Below are 18,806 nucleotides of genomic sequence, written 5' to 3'. Positions count from 1 at the left end.
GGTTGAACATATCAACTATGTAGATAGTCTCGCCGTGTGCGGCATGAACAAATTTTTAAGGGGTGAAGTTAAAGAAAATGCGACGTTTTCTTAATCGATGACCCTGGCCTTTGCGTGCCCTGCAGCTCGCTGTTTTAAACCTGTTTCTTGTCGCGTCCGGCCATCGCTTTGAAGACCAAAAATACAGACAAAAAGTATAGAACAAAATCGAAACTTTTCCGGGTCGGTTGCTCTATATAAATCGAAAGTTAAGTCATTGATTGCCGCTGGTCGGGCGGCTTTAAATGATCGTCTTCGTAAAGACGGAGAATACTATTCTGACATCAGAACTAGCGGCCCTTTTCTGCTGATAGAACACGCTCGGTAGCCACGGATCGCTGTCCCTTTAGTGGTTTGAAAGGGAAGGGGTGCGTGTGTGAGTCAGGTCACTTTATCTATCCGGTATTTGCGCGATGAGCAGATGCTATTGCATCAAGGCGGTTTGTATTGGCTGTCAATCGACCAGGTGGGCGATGCCGAGGTCTTGGGGCGTCAGTTTCTTGGGGCATTGGAAAAGGTTCGCTCCGCCACTTTAGTGTGCTGCGCTCAGGATCCCAAGCAGCTTGTGGCCAAGCTCGACAAACGCTTGGGCCCTGTCGAGTTGAGGCTGTTCGAAGTGACTGAGGCCGATATCCGGCTCGCGCTTACATCCTTGCCCCTGGAATTGAATCGAGCGGCTGTCGCCAGAGGCAGCCCGATTGTTCTGATACTGCCGGTGGTCAGTTGGCAGGGATTCGAGATACTGCATCTGCAGCGCTGGTGCGAAAACATGGCGATCTGGTTGCGTCAGCGGGCCTGCACGTTGCTGGTGCTGTGCCATGGCCAGGCACCGAAGCTGCACGCCGATTTGATTCGTCTCAACGAGCGCCTGTCCGGGCTGGCACAGCTCTATCGCCGTGACGGCGGTATCCGCTATCAGTTGAATTATTGGCACAGTTATCTGGGTGTCTGCAGTACGCAGGAGTTCGAGTTGGACGCGCAGCCCGACGGATTCGGCCTGACCCAAATCGAGCGCTCCAACCCGCAACCCACTCGCATCGAGGACCAGCGACTCTATCTGACGCTGCGCTCGGTGCTGGAAGGGGCCCCACCTTTGTCCCAACAATGGCACCTGTTCGAAAACTACGACGATTTGTTTTTCGAAGCGAGTCGGGTGCGAGCGGCCACGGTGATTGTAGGCGTCACGAGTAACCTGCAAGTGGAAGCGCTCGCACAGCAACTGTATGACCTGCGCGAGCGCTGTGGATCTTCGCTGAAGATCATCGTGAGGGAATTGGCATCTTGCCTGCGCTATCGCGATGAGCGCTTGTTGCTGTCCTGTGGGGCAAATATCACCGTACCTCATGGCACTTCACTGGCCTATTTTTTCAGCTTGGTCGACAGCGTTCAGGGGCAGATCTGGCGGCATAGTCGAACCATTGATTTCAAGGCGTTGCTGGAACGCCTGAGGCCGCCGGTCGAACGTGGCGTGCTGTCACCGCATCGCTTTATCGCGACACTGGATCAGGTCTATGACGGTGCTGCCGGAGAGGTCAGCCACCAATTGCTGAAGCTTCAGCCGCGCAACGATCTGAGCATCGAACAGTACATTGATCAAATCAACTTACGCCGCTTCGGCGATATTGCCTGTGTGCTCGATGGTGCCCTCTACCTGTTTCTGTTCGCCTGCCGCGCCGACGGTGTGGCGCCTGCGCTGAGGAAGATCTGCCGATTACCCTGGAATAATCTGTTCAGTGAGTGTCAGTTTTTCTCGGGCGTTGACGGTTTGCCGCGTCAGGCGTTCCTTGATGCGCAGAATACCCCGGTGAGTGTCTATCTGGCAGCGACCACAACCGATGCAGGATCGGTGTCGAACAGCCAGCAACATGCCTATGCGCCGCAGCGCACGACTCTGCCTGTCACGGAGTATTGCCCATGAGCATCTCCGAATTACTTCAGATCGTCGCAGTCAGCAGTGCACTGACACTGGCATTGGTGCTTTTGCTGAACAGCTTCTGGCGCCAGATCAAAGCTGCTGTGCGAGGTTGCTTGCGGCCTCGCTATTTGAAGTCTCAAGGCGTGCGACGGCGCTTATCGATCACCACTGTAAAGAGTGAATCCGATGAGTCAGCTTAAAGTCATCCCCCCTCAACCCGTACGGACCAACAGTGGCCTGGGGCTGTGGAACGCGTATTTCCTGATCAAATTCGTCATGCTCTGGCTGGGTTACCTGAACCTGCAAATATTGCCCAACCTGGTGTTTGCCGCGGTCTTGTTGGTGCCATTGGGCAATCGCAAACTTGTGATCCTGCGGACCCTGATTGCCCTGCCGGTGGGGGTGATGCTGTTCTATCAAGATACCTGGTTACCGCCTATTGGTAATTTGCTGGACCACCCAGGACTGATGACCTTCTCCAGCGACTATCTGCTGGAACTGGCAGGACGCTTTATCGATTGGACCCTCTGCGGTTGGTTGTTGTTGGTGCTGGTGCTATATCGCCTGGTCTACCAATGGCTGCGCGTGACCACGCTGACGCTGATCGGTTTGGCCTGGCTGGGCGCTGCCAATGTGCTCTCCTTGCAGGCACCCCCCGAGCCAGCTGTCGCCTTGGCTACCTCACCCTTGGCCAGCGCCAGGACGGCGAGCCTCGCCGAGCCCGACAACGCGACCCTCGACGCCTATCTGCAGGGTTTTTACAGCGCCGAAACGCAACGCCGGGTCGAGTTCAAGTCGCCGATCGCAGGCTCGCCCCCTTTCGACCTGCTGTTGATCAACGTTTGCTCGTTGGCCTGGGACGACATCGACGCTGTGGGGCTGCGCGACAACCCGTTGTTTCAGCAAATGGATGTGGTGTTCGATAACTTCAACTCAGTCAGCTCTTACAGTGGTCCGGCGGCCATCCGTTTGTTGCGTGCCAGCTGCGGTCAATCGCCCCACAGCAAGTTGTATGACACACCACTCGATCAGTGTCTGCTGTTCGATGACCTGGGCAAGCTGGGCTTTGCCAGTGAAGTGATGCTTAACCACTCTGGCCAGTTCGAAGGTTTCCTCGACAGTGTTCGCAGCCAGGGCTCGTTGCCGGCACCCGCCGTCAGCATCAGTACGCTGAAAAACCAGTTGATCAGTTTCGATGGCTCGCCCATCTGGCGTGACAACGAAGTGTTGGACACGTGGTGGAGGCACCGTGAGGGAGAGAGCGATTCGAGTGTGGCTCTGTTCTACAACACGATCACCCTGCATGACGGTAACCGCATGCTCACCGCCGACGGTGGCTCCAGGAGTGCCGACTACAAGGTCCGCGCACAGACTCTGTTCAATGACCTCGATGGTTTCATCACCGAACTGGAGCACAGTGGCCGCCGCGTGGTCGTGGTGATCGTGCCGGAGCATGGTGCGGCCCTGCTGGGTGACCGCATGCAGATTTCCGGTATGCGTGAAATTCCAAGCCAATCAATCACCCATGTGCCTGTCGGGATCAAGCTGGTGGGGATGGGGGTCAATCCGCGAACCAGTCCCTTGCATATCACCGAACCGAGCAGCTTTCTGGCGTTGTCGGAAATCGTCAGCCGTCTGTATGCCGCGCAGGCTGAACCCCAGGGGCCGGACTGGGCCACCTTGCTGACTGGACTGCCGCAAACTCTCGTGGTTTCGGAGAACGCCGGGACCGTAGTGGTCGACTACGCCGGCAGACCTTATATACGAATCAAGGAGAAAGGCGGATGGCTGCCTTACCCCCAGCGGCTCAAGTAAGTTCAAAGGTGCTGTTGCGAAACGAGCGTGCCGCAGATATCGCTCAGCTCAAGGTCAGCCTGCAATTACCGGATCTTGAGTACGTCGATATTTGCGCTCAGCTTGAGCTGCAATCTGCGTTGCAGCGTTGGCCGTTGCTGGCTGAACTCAGCGAAGTGCCGCAACATGAAGTGCCGCAACATGAAGAGGCGGTGCTACTGCTCGAACTGCAGGTGGCGAAGTGACTTCCCTTAGCGCGCGCGGTGTTCGCGGCGGTGTCGGCAACAGTTCGTTGCTGGCGGCCCTCGGCCATGCCCTGCATCACCTCGGCGAGCGCGTGCTGCTGGTGGACATGTGCCCTGAAAACCTCTTGGGCTTGCACTTCAATCTGGCCGTTGGTGAGCGCAGTGGCTGGGCGCGTGCGCTACTCGATGAGCAGGGCTGGGTGGATCAGGCCTGGACACTGCAATCGGGATTTTGCCTGATGCCCTATGGACGGCTGGAGTGGTCCGAGCAACAGCGGGTCGAACAGCAACTGTGTCAGGAGCCCGAGTTGTGGGCTCGACGTCAGATTGTCCTGACCCAGCATTTCGACTGGATACTGTTCGACCTGCCTCAGCGTTTGCCCGGGCATGCGAAAGTCGGCAGGTGTGCGCTGCAGATTCGGGTCGCCGAAGCCGACGCTGCGTGCCATGTGTTGTTGCAGCGCGTTGAAGCACTGAACAGCTATCTGCTGGTCAATCGATTTGATCCCGCCAGCCTGCTCCAGCGCGATCTACTGCTGATCTGGCGAAAACTCTTCGGGGGCCGGATGCTGCCGCTGACGGTCCACAGCGATGAGGCCATGCGCGAGGCACTGGCGTTCAAAAAACCGGTCGGTGAGCATTCTCCCGCCAGCCTGGCGGCTCAGGATGTGCTCAGCCTCGCGACCTGGTGCCTGGCTCAGCGCCAGGAACGGCCATGATCGCCCGCTGGTTTCCCTACGCGCACCTGCGCCGGCGCCACGGTTGTAACCCGCTGGTTGCGCTGCTGCTGGCGACGATGAACGCGCTGGCCTGGCTGGTCCTGCCCCTGGAGTCGCCGGCCTGGCGCGGCGTGCTCGATCAACGACAACGCTGGTACCCGCACTTGGCCAGCAAGTCGCCGAGCCTGGGTGATCCGTTACGCTATGCCCTGCAAAGTCTTTGGCTATTGTTGATCTGTCCGCTTGAACAACTGCGTCGCCGGGAGCGCGCGCCAGGCTTGTTTCGCAGTATTGCCGGATTTTACAGCCGGGCATGGGAGCGGGTTGGCAGTGCTTTGGAGCAACTGCCGGAGCGGTTCGCAAACCATTCGCACAGACTTCAGAGCACGTATGGGGGCACAGGCCTGGATCGCCGTTATCAGCACCTGCTCGATGGCTTCGTCGGCATGGTCGTGGTTGGCCTGACTCTGCTCTGCATCACCGAGCCGTTCAGCGCGCTGAACCAAATGATTTTCGTTTTTTTGCTCTGGGGGCTGGCCATGCTGGTAAGGCGCATACCAGGACGCTTCCCGACATTGCTGATGGTGGTGCTGTCGGTCATCGTCTCCTGCCGCTACCTGTGGTGGCGCTACACCGCGACCCTGAATTGGAACAAGCCATTCGACCTGGCCTGTGGTGTGTTGCTGCTGATCGCCGAAACCTATTCGTGGATGGTGCTGATCCTCGGTTACATCCAGAACAGTTGGCCGCTGGAGCGCAAACCGATGCAACTGCCCAGTGATGTGCGACTGTGGCCAGCGATTGACCTGCTGATTCCGACCTACAACGAAGATCTTGCGGTGGTGCGCGGTACGGTCTACGCCGCACTGGGGATCGACTGGCCGCAGGACAAGCTGAAGATCTACATCCTCGACGACGGCAAGCGTGAAACGTTCCACCTGTTTGCCGATGAAGTGGGAGTCGGTTACATCGTTCGCGAGAATAACAACCACGCCAAGGCCGGTAACCTCAACCATGCATTGGGCCATATTAATGGCGAGCTGGTGACGATCTTTGACTGCGATCATGTGCCGGTGCGCTCATTTCTACAGCTCACGGTGGGTTGGTTTCTGCGGGACCCGAAACTGGCGCTGATGCAGACCCCGCACCACTTCCTCTCGCCGGATCCATTCGAGCGAAACCTGAACATGTTCCGTCGCAGCCCCAACGAAGGCGAGTTGTTCTACGGCCTGGTCCAGGATGGCAACGACTTGTGGAATGCCGCGTTCTTCTGTGGTTCGTGCGCCGTACTGCGACGCTCTGCGCTGGACGATATCGGTGGCTTCGCTGTCGAGACCGTGACCGAAGATGCTCATACCTCGCTGCGTCTGCATCGCCACGGCTGGACCTCGGCGTATTTACGTATCCCGCAAGCGGCCGGGCTCGCCACCGAAAGCCTGTCGGCGCATATCGGCCAGCGCATTCGCTGGGCGCGGGGCATGGCGCAAATTTTTCGCACCGACAACCCTCTGTTGGGTAGCGGCCTGACCTTGCTCCAGCGCATCTGCTACGCCAACGCCATGATGCACTTCCTGGCCGGCCTGCCTCGCCTGATCTTCCTCACCGCGCCACTGGCCTTTCTGCTTCTGCATGCCTTCATCATCTATGCCCCAGCCTTTATGATTCTGTTGTACGTGTTACCGCACATGGTCCACGCCAACCTGACCAACTCGCGGATGCAGGGCGCCTTTCGCCAGACATTCTGGGGCGAGGTCTACGAGACCGTCCTGGCCTGGTACATCGCCCGACCCACCACGATGGCGTTGTTGAGTCCAAAAAAAGGCACGTTCAACGTCACCGCAAAGGGTGGCCTGATGCAGAACAATCAGTTCGACTGGAGGATTGCCCAGCCGTATCTGCTCCTTGCGTTGCTGAACGTGGCGGGCTTGGGCTTCGCGGTCTGGCGGCTGTTTTACGGCCCCATAACAGAGTTGAGCACGGTGCTGGTGAGCAGTCTCTGGGTGATCTACAACCTGCTCATTATTGGTGTTGCGGTAGCGGTTTCCGCCGAAGTGCGCCAAGTGCGCAATACCCATCGGGTTCAGTCGCAATTGCCGGCGGCGGTGCGTCTGGATAGCGGGCACTTCTATCCGGGCATGCTGCAAGACTATTCCGATGGTGGTGCATGCATCAAAGTCGATCGTGACCTGGCCCTGCCGGTGGGTACGCGTATCGCCGTGCTGATGCAACGCGGCCACCAGGATCGGTTATTTCCGGGCATCGTTAGCCGCAGCCACGAGAACTTCATCAGCATCAGTTTTTTGGAAATGTCGGTGCAGCAGAAAATCGACTTCGTGCAGTGCACCTTTGCCCGTGCCAATGCCTGGCTGGACTGGGGTGGGGATTTCATCCCTGACCGGCCGTTGAACAGTTTCATCGAGATACTCAAGCTCGGTGGCCGCGGCTACCGGCAACCGTTCCATTACCTGCCGGCCTGGGTCTGGCGTCTGGTCAGTCCGCAGCTGCGCCTGCTGCGCTGGCTGGCCAGCTATCTGCCGCATAGGCCAACCCCGTCTTCCAGTGCCACCAGCAAAGAAGTGAGCACACTATGAACCACACGTTCAGAAAACTCCTTTTTGCCAGCCTGGTGCTCCTGGCCTTCGATGGCAGCCAGGCTCAGGCCCAGACGCCACCCAACTCAATGCGTACTGACGCGCCTCAGTCGGTCAACGGCCTCCCGAGCTGGAACAGCTCGCTCAGCTTCGAGCAGCTCGGACGGACTGCCGATAGTTTGTTGCTCGGCATCCACAACATTGACCAGATCGAGTTCAGCATGCGCGGTGACCGAATCGCCAGCGATGTTCGGTTGCAACTGGAATACACCCCTTCGCCGGCCTTGTTGCCACTGCTGTCGCATCTGCGGGTGTACCTCAATGACGTGCTGATGAGTGTTGTGCCAATCGAGAAAGATCAGCTGGGGCGCAAGACCGTTCAACAGGTCGCCCTCGATCCACGTTTGATCAGCGATTTCAACCGGGTGCGCCTTGAGTTCATCGGGCACTACTCCGACGTGTGTGAAGACCCCGCCAACAGCGCGTTGTGGCTCAACGTCAGCCGTGCCAGTCACGTGGTCATCCAGGAGCAGGCTTTGATGTTGAAGAATGATCTGGCCAATTTCCCGTTGCCATTCTTTGACGCTCGCGGGCAGGGCAGGGCCGTTGTGAATATGGTATTTGCCACGTCGCCGACCTTGGGTGAGCAGCGTGCGGCGGGCATCTTGGCATCCTATTTTGGCAGCCTGGCGAGCTGGCGCGGCACTCAGTTTCCGGTGCTGTTCGACCAGTTGCCGACGGTCAATGAAAACAATCGGGCAATGCCGTCGATTGTCTTCGCGAGCAACGACCATCGACCAGAATTGTTGGCGGATCTGCAGAAGTACCCCCCGGTCCAGGCGCCAGTTGTGCAAATGATCGACAACCCCGCCGACCCTTACAGCAAGGTCTTGCTGGTACTGGGGCGCAATGATGAGGACCTGACGACCGCAGCGCGCGCTCTGGCGTTGGGCGGCAAGCTGTTTGGCGGTTCGCAAGTGACCCTGGACAACGTCCGGCAGTTGCAAACGCGCCAACCTTATGATGCGCCGAACTGGATGCGCACTGACCGGCCAGTGCGCTTCGCCGAACTCATCAAGTACCCTGAGCAATTGCAGGTCAGCGGCCTGCGGCCACCACCGATTACCCTTGAGGTAAAGCTGCCGCCGGATCTGTTTGTCTGGCTCAACCGAGGTGTTCCGTTACAAACCAAATACCGCTACACCGCCCCCTCAACCGATGACGCGTCGCAGCTCAATATCAGCCTCAACAATCAGTTCATCAGCAGTTTGCCCCTGCTCAAGAGTAGTAGTAATCAATTGAAAGGATTGAGCCTGACGATGCTGTCCGATGAGTCGATCAGCGCCAGCGACAAGCTGTTGGTTCCGGCGTTGAAGATTGAAGACCGCAACACCCTTCGTTTCGACTTCAACTTCGCCAGTACCGTCAGCAGCGCTCAGCGTGGTCGTTGCCAGACGTCCCTGCCGGCCGCCAATCAGGCGGTGATCGACGAAGAATCGACCATCGATCTTTCCGGCTACTACCACTTTATTGCGATGCCGGACCTCAAAGCGTTCGTGCGCAGCGGTTTCCCTTACAGCCGTATGGCCGATCTGTCGGAAACACTGGTGATGGTGCAAAACCAGGGCAGTGCCACACAAATCAGTACCCTGCTCGAAACCCTCGCAGGGATTTCAGCACACACAGGCTTGCCAGCCTTTGGTCTGCGCCTGTCAGACGACTGGAACGCGTTGAGCAAGGTCGATGCCGACCTGCTGGTATTGGGTTCGATGCCTAAGGAGCTGCGCAGGAGCCAGGACCTGACACGGCTGCTTGATCATACTCGAGCCTGGATATCGAATCCTTTGAGCCAGCAGGCGGGGGGATTCTCTGCGTTTGCGGGGGAGCTGGACGATAAACGCAATTCAGGTAGCAATCCGGCAGAGGTATTCACTGGCGCGCCGATCGCTGCGATTGTTGGTCTGCAGTCACCTTTTTATTCCCAACGCAGCATTGTTGCCTTTCTGGCCAGCAATGATGGCGACTACCAACTGCTGCGTGAGCTCCTCAATGACAGCGGAAAACTGGACGCGATGACCGGCTCCGTGGCGCTGATCCGCAGCAGTGGCGTCAGTAGCTGGCGGGTGGGTGAACAGTACTTCGTCGGGTATCTGCCGTGGTGGCTGCTGCTGTGGTTCCAGCTATCCGGGCATCCGATGGTGCTCGCCGCGATGACGGCCATCAGTATGCTGCTCGGTGCCTTCCTGCTGTGGCGTGTCCTGCGCTGGGCAGCGCGCCGACGTCTGGCGGATGATCAGTGAGGCTGATTAAAGAAATGTTCGCGCTTGCCCTAGCGCTGGGCGTTGCTGGGCTGGCGAATGCTGACCCCTGTAACTGGCCAGCCTGGGACAGCTACAAGCAAGCGTTATTGAGCAAGGAGGGTCGTGTTATCGATCGCTCCACGGGGCAAGAGCTCACCACCTCGGAAGCCCAGGGCTATGGGATGTTTTTCGCCTTGCTGGCCAATGATCGGGAAAGCTTCGCTCGAATGTTGCGCTGGACTGAGGACAATCTCGCCGCGGGTAACCTCAGCCGACACTTGCCAGCCTGGCAATGGGGCAAAAATCAGGACGGTCACTGGCAGGTGCTCGATAGCAACAACGCCAGCGATGCCGACCTGTGGATCGCCTACAGCCTGCTCGAAGCCGGGCGTCTTTGGCTGCAATCGGACTACTCGACGCTGGGCCGCAATATGCTCTGGCGTAGCGCCGCACAAAGCCTGCGCAAGCTGCCTGGGCTAGGCGTGATGTTGCTGCCGGGTGACTCTGGCTTCGACACTGCGGGTGCCTGGCGCCTGAATCCCAGTTACTTGCCATTGCAATTGCTGGCGCGTTTCGGCCAAGAGGCGCCGATCTGGTCCGAATTGGCCGACAACACTCGACGACTGCTGCTAGAAGGCTCGCCCAAGGGCCTGGCCCCCGACTGGTTGCTCTGGCAGGCGGGGCAGGGTTGGGTCGCGACCCCTGGTAAAGGCAGTGGTGGAAGTTACGAAGCGATCCGGGTGTATCTGTGGCTCGGCATGCTGGCGCCGGATGCACCCGGGCGGGCCGATTTGCTCAAACACTTTCTGCCGATGATGGAGGCCACCGCGCATCAAGGCTTCCCGCCCGAGTATGTCGACAGCAGCACGGGTGCCTGGACCGGTATCGGTCCCGTCGGCTTTTCCGCCTCCTTGTTGCCGATGTTAGCCAGTGACCCTAAGGCCAGTGTTGCACTGAAGGTTCAGCGTGAGCGCCTGCATCAGGAACCACCTCAGGCCGATGCCTATTACAACCGGTCGCTGGCGATGTTCGGTCAGGGCTGGGATGAGCGTCGTTATCGATTCGACAAACAGGGCCGGCTTATGCCGAGCTGGGTTGACTCATGCAAAAAATAACCACTTGGGGACTGTTGTTCAGTTGTCTGTCGGGTGCTGCGCTGGCCCAACCACTGAGCACCGATGATCAGCAGCAACGGTTGTTGGAGCAGGTTCGAATGGGTGAGGCGTCTTATCGCGAAGACCTTGTGCGTGACTCCCTGGCACGTCTGGAACTGATCGCGCCCAATGATCCTGAAGTTCTGCTGGCGAAGGTCCGTCAGGCCTTGCAGCAGCAAAATAAGGTGTTGGCCGAACAACGCGTGGCGCAATTACGCAGCCAGGCACCGGATTCGCCAGCACTGCAACACGCGCAGGACTTGCTCATGCTGCAAACCCCGGAAGGGCAGAAGCGCTTGCAGGAAGCTCGTCTGCTGGCGGCGGCGGGGCGTGCCGAAGAGTCGGCCAGGCTTTACGAGCAGTTGTTCGAAAAGGGACCGCCAGACTTCATCACAACGATGGAGTTTTGGAGTGTTCGTAGCAATATCCCCGCACAGCGCGACCTGGCCATCGAACGATTGCATGAGCTGGACCAGCAGTACCCTGGCAACCTCGAATTGCAGAAGCTAATGGACAGGTTGCTGAATGCGCAAAGGCGTGATGCGGAGCACGAATATAAAAAGCTGCTGGACGTGCCGATGGACAGCAAAAGTGCCCAAGCCTGGCAGGAATTCATCGATCACTACCCTTATCAGCCCATCAAGGACGATGCAAAAAATCAACTGCAGCACCAGCAGCAACGGCTGAACGATCCTGCCTGGCGGGCCGGTATAGCCGGTAAGAAACTGCTCGAGGACGGCAATAATGCCGGCGCCGAAGTCGAGTTGCGCCGGGCGTTGCTCAACTACCCGCAGGACGCCAGTCTGCTGGGTTCTCTGGGTATTGCCCTGATGCGCCAGAAGAAATACGAAGGCGCCTATCAGGCCTTCACCAGTGCCCTGAGCCAGGAGCAAGACTCCCGCTGGATCAGTAAATGGGCGGACCTTAAAACGGCTAATTACCAATGGATGCTGCTGCAGAAGGGGGACGAAGCGCTAGAGCGCAAAAATTACGGCGCCGCCCAGGATGCCTACGAGCGTGCTCGTAGCGCGAAACCCGACGATGTCGGCGCTTTGATCGGTCTGGCCGCGGTTGCCCATGCACAAGGCAATGACAGCAAGGCTGAAGCGCTGCTGCTCAAGGCGCGCAAGTTGGCGCCGGACAACGGCAGTGCCCTACGCGCATTGGTGCGGGTGTATCAGGCCCAGTCGCCAGAGAAAGCCGAAACCTACCTAAACAGCCTGTCGCCATCCGAGCGGCGTGAGTTCGACGCCTTGCGCAAGAGCCTGGCACTCGATCGTCTGGAGGCGCAGGCCGATGTGGCCACACAGCGGGCCGACTGGGCGCAGGTTGCAGCCTCGTTGAGCAAGGCCAGGGAATTGGCGCCGGATGATCCGTGGCTGACCTATCACCTGGCTAACAGCCAGAGTGAGTTGGGTCAGCACACGGCCGCCGATGACAGTTTCCGCCAACTGCTGAAGCTTAAGGGGCAGGACAGCGACGCGCGCTACGCCCATGGTCTGTACCTGGCGAGTGCTTCACGCGATACCGAGGCCCTGGATTCGCTGGCGCAAATACCGGAGTCCAGGTGGAACCAGAACATGCGTGACCTGGCCGCTCGCCTGCATCGTCGACAACGACTGGCCCAGGCCTCGGCGCTGCATGAGAGCGGGAAAGACGCCCAGGCAGAAGCGCTGCTGCTGCGCGCGCCGACTGTCGACGATTTCAACACGCTGGCCGACTGGTCCGTTCAGCGTGGCGAATATGACAAGGCGCAACGTTACTACCGCAGCGCCTTGCAGCAGGATCCGCAGAACGCCGAGGCGCAGTTGGGACTGATCGAGGCCCTGATTGCCAGTGGTCAGCTGGTTCCAGCGCACCAGGCACTTGAGGCATTCAGGCCGACTTCGGCCTCCAGCCAGTCCCCGGCGTATCAGCGTCGTCTGGCCAATGCCTGGGCCACCGTCGGTGAGCGCGATAAGGCCAACGCCTTGTATGCCCAAATGTTGAAAACGCCACAGACCGATCCATTGCTGTACCGCGATGCCGCCCGCTTGATGGCCAAGGAGCAACCCCAACAGGCACTGGACAATTACGCCCGGAGTATGGCGGCCGCTGGTCTGCTGACGTCTGCTCAAGCCGCGCCGCGCGATGACCGTGCGCTGACCCAGGCGAGTCGGGAGCAAGACGCCGATGGCTGGTTGCCCCGCAGCTTACGCAGTGATGTCGACACGCTGTATCAACAGCAGAACCCGACGATCACCCTGTACCACGACTATGGGTGGCGTACCGACAATTCGGCGTCGGGGCTCTCCGATCTGGTGACTCAGACCAGCATCTTGCGAGTGGATGCCCCGCTGGCCGAAGGGCACGGCTTCCTCCAGGCTGAAAACATCGATCTGAATGCCGACAGCTTCGCGACCAATGCAGATGGGCGCACCACGACGAGCTTCGGTACCTGCTCGGTGCAGCTGCGTAACAGCAGCACGGGAGCACTGTTGCCCAAAGGCTGCGTGAACGAATCGCAAAGTGTCAGCGGCAATACCCTGGCATTGGGCTGGCGTAATTCCCAATGGGCATTCGACCTGGGTCGCACGCCGGACACCTTTGAAATACCCAACTGGCTGGGCGGCGTCAGTTACAGCAGTGACTGGAAAACCCTTGGCTGGACGCTGACGGCCTCGCGTCGACCTGTGAGCAACTCAGTGGTGTCCTATTCCGGAGCCGTCGATCCGAACACCGGGATCCGCTGGGGTGGCGTCACCTCCAATGGCCTGACCCTGAGTCTGAGTCACGACCAGGGCGGGGTCGACGGTGTATGGGCCAGCCTTGGCACCTATTGGCTGCGTGGTAAAAATGTCGAAGACAACCAAAAACGCTCGGCAATGACGGGCTATTACTACCGATTGATCGATCGTGCCGATGAGCGCATGCGCACCGGACTGACGCTGATGTATTGGGGGTACGACAACAACCAGGACGAATACACCCTGGGCAATGGCGGTTATTACAGCCCGCAGCAGTATTACTCAGTGAGCGTTCCGCTGACCTACAGCTGGCGCAACAGCGACTGGTCGGTACACCTGGAAAGCTCGGTGGGCTGGTCCCACTCCAATATTGATGGCAGCTCAGGTTCCAAGCTTCAAAGCCTGGTCACAAACGCGGGTTATGACGTCATTGATGGCAGCAGACTGGCCTCGAGTTCGAGTAGCAGCAGCGGCAGCAGCATCCGTTTGCAAGGCTTGTTTGAGCGTCGGCTGTCTGATCACATGGTCCTTGGCTCGGGTATTACCTGGCAACACAGCGATGCTTACGCACCGAGTGCAGTCATTTTCTACCTGCGGTACAGCTTCGATATCTGGCGAGGCAACCTGCCGCTACCCATAGAGCCGGTGACACCCTATGCGAACATGCGTTAACGGCAAATCGGTACTGCCGTGGCGCGGCTATAGTGCTTGATATCGGGGCCAGCGGTGCCCGCTTGCGCGGCATCAAGTCTGTTGTCAAACACACGTCAACAAGAGGTAACGACCATGCCACTCGTGCTTGAGTCTCCTGCTTTTCATGCCCAAGGTCCGATACCGGCGCTCTACAGCTGTGAAGGCAAGGATGTTTCTCCGCCGTTGGCCTGGAGCGGTGTACCGCCTGGCACCCAGAGTCTGGCGTTGATCGTCGACGACCCGGACGCGCCGGATCCCGCGGCCCCCAGGATGATCTGGGTCCATTGGGTGCTCTATAACCTGCCTGTGGGGACCACTGAGTTGCCTGAAGACCTGCACGCGCTGCCGCCCGGCACGCTACAGGGGCTCAACGACTGGCAGAAAATCGGCTACGGTGGACCTTGTCCGCCTATCGGCACCCATCGGTATTTTCACAAGCTTTATGCGCTGGACATAGTCTTGCCAGACCTGAAGCTGCCCACCAAGACCCAACTTGAAAGCGCAATGCGCGGCCACGTACTGGCGCAGGCCGAGCTGATAGGTACCTACCGTAAAACGAGGTGACCGTAGGAGCTGCCGAAGGCTCGGGCTGCCGATCTTTTGATCTTCGGCTGCTCCTACAGACGGCCGTGGTACGCCGCTGCGAAAATTTCTGCCGCGCCATTTCGTGTCAATGGCAACGGGTTGCCGCCGGCAGTGGGGTCGACAATTGCCATGTCCGCGATCAGATCGGCCTGCCGATCATCCACCCCCAGTTCAAACAGCGTATGCGGCACGCCGATGTCCTTGCGCAACTTGAGGACGAAGGCCAGAAAGCTGTCAAAGCCTGGGGTCGGCAGACGCAGATAAGCCGCCAGGCGGGTGATGCGTTCCTCGATGGCCGGGCGATTAAACTTCAATACATAGGGCATGAACGTGGCATTGGTCATGCCATGATGGGTGTCGTACAGAGATCCCACCGGATGCGAAAGCGCATGAATTGCGCCCAGACCTTTCTGGAAAGCGGTGGCGCCCATGGCGGCCGCCGCGAGCATTTGTGCTCTCGCCTCAAGGTCAGAGGGGGTGTGTACTGCCCGTACCAGGGCATTGGCCACCAGGCGTATGCCTTCCACCGCGATACCTTCGGCCATGGGATGAAAACCCGGGGCGCAGTACGACTCCAGGCAATGTGCAAAAGCATCCATGCCCGTGCCGGCAGTGACCTTGGCCGGCATGCCGACGGTGAGGGCCGGGTCGCTGATGACCACGCGCGGCATCATCTTCGGGTGGAAGATGATGCGTTTGGTGTGCGTACGCTCGTCGATGATCACCGCCGCACGGCCCACCTCGGAGCCCGTACCGGCGGTAGTCGGCACCGCGATGATCGGGGCGATGCTGCCTTCGTCGGCGCGAGTCCAGTAGTCGCCGATGTCTTCAAAATCCCAGACCGGTCGGGTCTGGCCGCTCATGAAGGCGATGAGCTTGCCCATATCCAGGCCGCTGCCTCCGCCGAAGGCGACCACGCCATCGTGTTTTCCGGCGCGCCAGGCGTCGAGCCCACCCGCCAGGTTAGCTTCGACCGGATTGGGCTTGAGGTCGCAAAACAGCGCCACGCCCAGGCCCGCGGCGCGCAAGGAGTCCAGCGCCGCCGTGGTGATCGGCGCCCGCGCCAGGCCACTGTCGGTGACCAGCAACGGTCGCTGGATACCTTGACTGCGGCAGATCTCGGCCAGCTCGGCGATGCGGCCGACACCGAAGCGGATGTTCGTGGGGTAATTCCAGTTCGCGGTCAGGTTCATGCTCAGATCTCGTGGCGCAAATGGAAGGATTTCGCTCGGGTCAGGTGTTCGTAGCCCATGCGCGACAGCGTGACGCCACGCCCGCTGTTCTTCACCCCGGTCCAGGCCAGGGCCGGGTCCAGATAATCGCAACGGTTCATAAACACGGTGCCGGTGGCGATCTCGTTGCCCAGGCGTTCGGCGGCGGCGAGATCCTGGGTCCAGATCGAGGCGCTGAGCCCGAACTCACTGTCGTTCATCAAGGCAATGGCTTCGTCGTCGCTGGCAACCGGCATGATGCCGACCACCGGGCCAAAGCTTTCCTCGCGCATCACTGACATTTGATGGGTGACGTCCACCAATACCTGCGGCGCGAGGTAGGCGCTGCCCGGCGCGTCGGCGGGAAAAGCTTTTGGATCGATCAACGCCCTGGCCCCCTGTGTCAGCGCTTCGGCGATCTGCCCGCGAACGAAATCAGCGGCGCTCGGCGTGACCAGCGGGCCGAGCGTGGTGGCTTCGTCCAGTGGGTTGCCCAGCACGTATTGGCGGGTCAAGGCGACGAAGCGCTCGACAAAGGCCGGGTAAATTTTTTCATCGACATAGATACGCTCGACGGCACAGCAGCTCTGCCCGGAGTTGAAGAAGCTGCCGTCCACCAGATTTTCCACTGCATATTCGAGGTTGGCGTCTGCCCGTACGTAGGCCGGGTCTTTGCCGCCGAGCTCCAGGCCCATGCCGATGAATCCCCCAATGGCGGCGCTTTGCATGGTTTTGCCAGCCTCGACCGAACCGGTGAAGTTCACTAGCTGCACCTGCCCAGAGGCAATGGCCACCGAGGTATAGAGATGACTGAGCAGCAGGTTATGGAACAGTCCTTCGGGCAGATTGGCGCGTCGAAAGGCCTCGGCGAACCGTTCGCCGACCAGCAACGTTTGCGAAGCGTGTTTGAGAATGACGCTGTTGCCGGCCATCAGCGCCGGAATGATCGTATTCACCGCCGTCAGATAGGGGTAATTCCAGGGCGCGACGACCAGCACCGTACCTAGGGATTCACGTTTGATGCAGCGCCGGAAACCGGTGACAGGCGCAGGTTCGACCGCAGCCAACGCTTCAGGCGCAATGGCAATCATATGCCGGGCACGCTCTTCGAAACCGCGCAACTCGCCAGCGCCATAGCGCACCGGTCGGCCCATCTGCCAGGCCAGTTCCGGGACGATCTCGTCCTTCATGGCCAGCATCGCATCCACCGCAGCACTGCAAAAAGCGGCGCGTTCGTTCAGTGGCCGGCGTTTCCATGACGCCTGGGCGGTTGCTGCTGCCGCCAGTGCCTGATCGAGTTGCGTCGCATCGGCATAGTGGCGTTCGACGTAGACCCGGCCATCGACCGGTGAGATGAGCTGAATCTTCGAAGTCATGGAGGTCTCAATAGCGCTCAAAGCCGCGCTGCAGTTCCCAGTCGGTTATCCGCCGGTCGTACTCTTTCTGCTCCCAGTCGGCGGTGTGCACGTAGTGGTCGATCACTTCATCACCGAACGCCTCGCGCAACATGCTCGAGGCCCGGAGTGCGGCGCAGGCCTCGCGCAGGGTCTTCGACACTTCAGGCAAGTGCTCGTCGACATAGGCATCGCCCTCAAAGGGTGGTGCGAGGCTGAGCTTCTCGTCGATACCCGCCAGGCCCGCGGCGATCAAGGCGGCGAAGGCCAGATAGGGGTTGAGGTCCGCGCCACCGATGCGGCATTCGATGCGGATGGCTTTGCTGCCTTCTGCGCACAAACGAAAGCCTGCGGTGCGATTGTCCCGACTCCACACCGCCCGCGTCGGCGCGAAGGTGCCGGCCTGAAAGCGCTTGTACGAATTGATGTAGGGCGCGAGAAAACAGGTGATGTCGTTGGCGTATTTGAGCTGCCCTGCAACCCAGGAGCGCATCAGCGTCGACATGCCAAACTCAGCCTTGGGGTCAAAGAACAGCGGCTTCTTGGCATTCTTGTCCCACAAGGAGTTATGTATATGGCTGCTGGAGCCGGCGGCGTCATAGCGCCACTTGGCCATGAACGTGATCGCCTTGCCCTGCAGTTGCGCGATCTCTTTGCAGGCGTGCTTGATGATGACGTGATGGTCGGCCATGGTCAGGGCATCGGCATAACGGATGTTGATCTCTTCCTGACCCGGGCCCCATTCACCCTTGGAGTTTTCCACGGGAATGCCGCAGGCCTGCAGATGTTTGCGAATCGCTCGGAGCACCGGCTCTTCGCGGGTGGTCTGCAGGATGTTGTAGTCCTCGATGTAGTGACCGGCCGTCTTTGGTTTGTGGTAATTGCGCTCGTGGATGGCCTCGTAACTCTCGTCGAACAGATAGAACTCCAGCTCAGAGGCGAACATACCCATGTAGCCGCGCTCGCGCAGGCGCTCGACCTGCTTTTTCAGGATCGCACGCGGGCTGTGGGGCAGGTCGCGCCGATGGTGATGATCGAGCACGTCGCAGAGCACCAGCGCCGTGCATTCCAGCCAAGGCACGCGACGCAACGTGGCCATGTCGGGTTTCAGCACAAAATCGCCATAGCCTTTGCTCCAACTGGCAGCGGCGTAACCCGGCACTGGCTCCATGTCGATGTCGTCGGCCAGCAGGTAATTGCAGCAGTGGGTTTCTTCATGGCCGCTGTCGATGAAAAACTCGACCTGGAATCGCTTGCCGACCAGTCGCCCCTGCATATCGACCATGCAGACCAGCACGGTATCGATATCGCCTGCGGTAGCGGCGAGCTTGAGTTCTTCGAAGCTGAGGAGGGGCTCGGTCATCACGTCAGTCCTGCGTGAAATGTTTGGGCCTGTCTGAAATAGCTGTTGCAGACGCTCTTCAGAAAAACCCAAAACCT

General features: G+C 59.4%; 13 protein-coding genes. 10 read left to right on the top strand and 3 right to left on the bottom strand.

The features are described 5' to 3' along the window. The first annotated feature begins 415 nt into the window (after positions 1 to 415). The 10 genes from ACN1C3_RS04900 (at position 416) to ACN1C3_RS04855 (ending at position 14,740) form a co-directional block, all read left to right on the top strand. Positions 416 to 1,957 carry a BcsE family c-di-GMP-binding protein gene (locus tag ACN1C3_RS04900; RefSeq protein ID WP_419114667.1) on the top strand — a complete coding sequence of 514 codons (1,542 nt, stop codon included), beginning with the start codon at positions 416 to 418 and terminating at the stop codon, positions 1,955 to 1,957. Continuing rightward, a complete protein-coding gene (gene bcsF / locus ACN1C3_RS04895) occupies positions 1,954 to 2,154 on the top strand; it encodes a cellulose biosynthesis protein BcsF (RefSeq protein ID WP_419114666.1) in 201 nt (66 codons plus the stop codon). Before ACN1C3_RS04900 ends, bcsF begins: the two co-directional genes overlap by 4 nt. Continuing rightward, complete coding sequence (gene bcsG / locus ACN1C3_RS04890; protein ID WP_419114665.1) at positions 2,141 to 3,769, top strand: cellulose biosynthesis protein BcsG; 1,629 nt, start codon at positions 2,141 to 2,143, stop codon at positions 3,767 to 3,769. The genes bcsF and bcsG overlap by 14 nt, the downstream gene beginning before the upstream one ends. After that, positions 3,739 to 3,993 carry a cellulose biosynthesis protein BcsR gene (bcsR, locus tag ACN1C3_RS04885; protein WP_419114664.1) on the top strand — a complete coding sequence of 85 codons (255 nt, stop codon included), beginning with the start codon at positions 3,739 to 3,741 and terminating at the stop codon, positions 3,991 to 3,993. Before bcsG ends, bcsR begins: the two co-directional genes overlap by 31 nt. Continuing rightward, positions 3,990 to 4,712: a cellulose biosynthesis protein BcsQ gene (gene bcsQ, locus ACN1C3_RS04880; protein WP_419114663.1), complete on the top strand. Its 723-nt coding sequence runs from the start codon at positions 3,990 to 3,992 to the stop codon at positions 4,710 to 4,712. The genes bcsR and bcsQ overlap by 4 nt, the downstream gene beginning before the upstream one ends. Beyond that, positions 4,709 to 7,303, top strand: coding sequence for a UDP-forming cellulose synthase catalytic subunit (gene bcsA, locus ACN1C3_RS04875; RefSeq protein ID WP_419114662.1), 2,595 nt, complete (start codon positions 4,709 to 4,711; stop codon positions 7,301 to 7,303). Before bcsQ ends, bcsA begins: the two co-directional genes overlap by 4 nt. After that, the gene (gene bcsB, locus ACN1C3_RS04870) at positions 7,300 to 9,603 is read left to right on the top strand and encodes a cellulose biosynthesis cyclic di-GMP-binding regulatory protein BcsB (RefSeq protein ID WP_419114661.1); all 2,304 of its coding nucleotides are present in this window, start codon (positions 7,300 to 7,302) and stop codon (positions 9,601 to 9,603) included. The genes bcsA and bcsB overlap by 4 nt, the downstream gene beginning before the upstream one ends. 5 nt (positions 9,604 to 9,608) lie before the next feature. Next, positions 9,609 to 10,718, top strand: a complete 1,110-nt coding sequence (gene bcsZ / locus ACN1C3_RS04865; RefSeq protein WP_419114909.1) for a cellulose synthase complex periplasmic endoglucanase BcsZ — start codon at positions 9,609 to 9,611, stop codon at positions 10,716 to 10,718. Continuing rightward, the gene (gene bcsC / locus ACN1C3_RS04860) at positions 10,706 to 14,155 is read left to right on the top strand and encodes a cellulose synthase complex outer membrane protein BcsC (RefSeq protein ID WP_419114660.1); all 3,450 of its coding nucleotides are present in this window, start codon (positions 10,706 to 10,708) and stop codon (positions 14,153 to 14,155) included. The genes bcsZ and bcsC overlap by 13 nt, the downstream gene beginning before the upstream one ends. Positions 14,156 to 14,269: 114 nt before the next feature. Then, positions 14,270 to 14,740 carry a YbhB/YbcL family Raf kinase inhibitor-like protein gene (locus tag ACN1C3_RS04855; RefSeq protein WP_419114659.1) on the top strand — a complete coding sequence of 157 codons (471 nt, stop codon included), beginning with the start codon at positions 14,270 to 14,272 and terminating at the stop codon, positions 14,738 to 14,740. Positions 14,741 to 14,793: 53 nt separating this feature from the next. On the opposite strand, the gene ACN1C3_RS04850 is transcribed toward ACN1C3_RS04855, so the two are convergent. Genes ACN1C3_RS04850 through ACN1C3_RS04840 form a run of 3 tightly spaced genes read right to left on the bottom strand, consistent with a single transcriptional unit; the run spans position 14,794 to position 18,729 of the window. Beyond that, the gene (locus ACN1C3_RS04850) at positions 14,794 to 15,954 is read right to left on the bottom strand and encodes an iron-containing alcohol dehydrogenase (RefSeq protein ID WP_419114658.1); all 1,161 of its coding nucleotides are present in this window, start codon (positions 15,952 to 15,954) and stop codon (positions 14,794 to 14,796) included. A gap of 2 nt (positions 15,955 to 15,956) precedes the next feature. Beyond that, the gene (locus ACN1C3_RS04845) at positions 15,957 to 17,348 is read right to left on the bottom strand and encodes an aldehyde dehydrogenase family protein (protein WP_419114657.1); all 1,392 of its coding nucleotides are present in this window, start codon (positions 17,346 to 17,348) and stop codon (positions 15,957 to 15,959) included. Positions 17,349 to 17,355: 7 nt separating this feature from the next. Beyond that, positions 17,356 to 18,729, bottom strand: a complete 1,374-nt coding sequence (locus ACN1C3_RS04840) for a glutamine synthetase family protein (protein WP_419114656.1) — start codon at positions 18,727 to 18,729, stop codon at positions 17,356 to 17,358. Between the last annotated feature and the right edge of the window lie 77 nt (positions 18,730 to 18,806).

Source organism: Pseudomonas sp. H11T01, from assembly GCF_048515765.1.
Lineage (GTDB): Bacteria > Pseudomonadota > Gammaproteobacteria > Pseudomonadales > Pseudomonadaceae > Aquipseudomonas.
The sequence above is the reverse complement of the archived record's forward strand: the minus strand, read 5'-3'. Positions and strand labels throughout refer to the sequence as shown.

Excerpts from the sequence above, each read along its gene's own strand:
- bcsF (WP_419114666.1), top strand. The coding sequence starts at position 1,954 with ATGAGCATCTCCGAATTACTTCAGATCGTCGCAGTCAGCAGTGCACTG.
- bcsG (WP_419114665.1), top strand. The coding sequence starts at position 2,141 with ATGAGTCAGCTTAAAGTCATCCCCCCTCAACCCGTACGGACCAACAGT.
- bcsR (WP_419114664.1), top strand. The coding sequence starts at position 3,739 with ATGGCTGCCTTACCCCCAGCGGCTCAAGTAAGTTCAAAGGTGCTGTTG.
- bcsA (WP_419114662.1), top strand. The coding sequence starts at position 4,709 with ATGATCGCCCGCTGGTTTCCCTACGCGCACCTGCGCCGGCGCCACGGT.
- bcsB (WP_419114661.1), top strand. The coding sequence starts at position 7,300 with ATGAACCACACGTTCAGAAAACTCCTTTTTGCCAGCCTGGTGCTCCTG.
- bcsC (WP_419114660.1), top strand. The coding sequence starts at position 10,706 with ATGCAAAAAATAACCACTTGGGGACTGTTGTTCAGTTGTCTGTCGGGT.
- ACN1C3_RS04855 (WP_419114659.1), top strand. The coding sequence starts at position 14,270 with ATGCCACTCGTGCTTGAGTCTCCTGCTTTTCATGCCCAAGGTCCGATA.
- ACN1C3_RS04850 (WP_419114658.1), bottom strand. The coding sequence starts at position 15,954 with ATGAACCTGACCGCGAACTGGAATTACCCCACGAACATCCGCTTCGGT.
- ACN1C3_RS04845 (WP_419114657.1), bottom strand. The coding sequence starts at position 17,348 with ATGACTTCGAAGATTCAGCTCATCTCACCGGTCGATGGCCGGGTCTAC.
- ACN1C3_RS04840 (WP_419114656.1), bottom strand. The coding sequence starts at position 18,729 with ATGACCGAGCCCCTCCTCAGCTTCGAAGAACTCAAGCTCGCCGCTACC.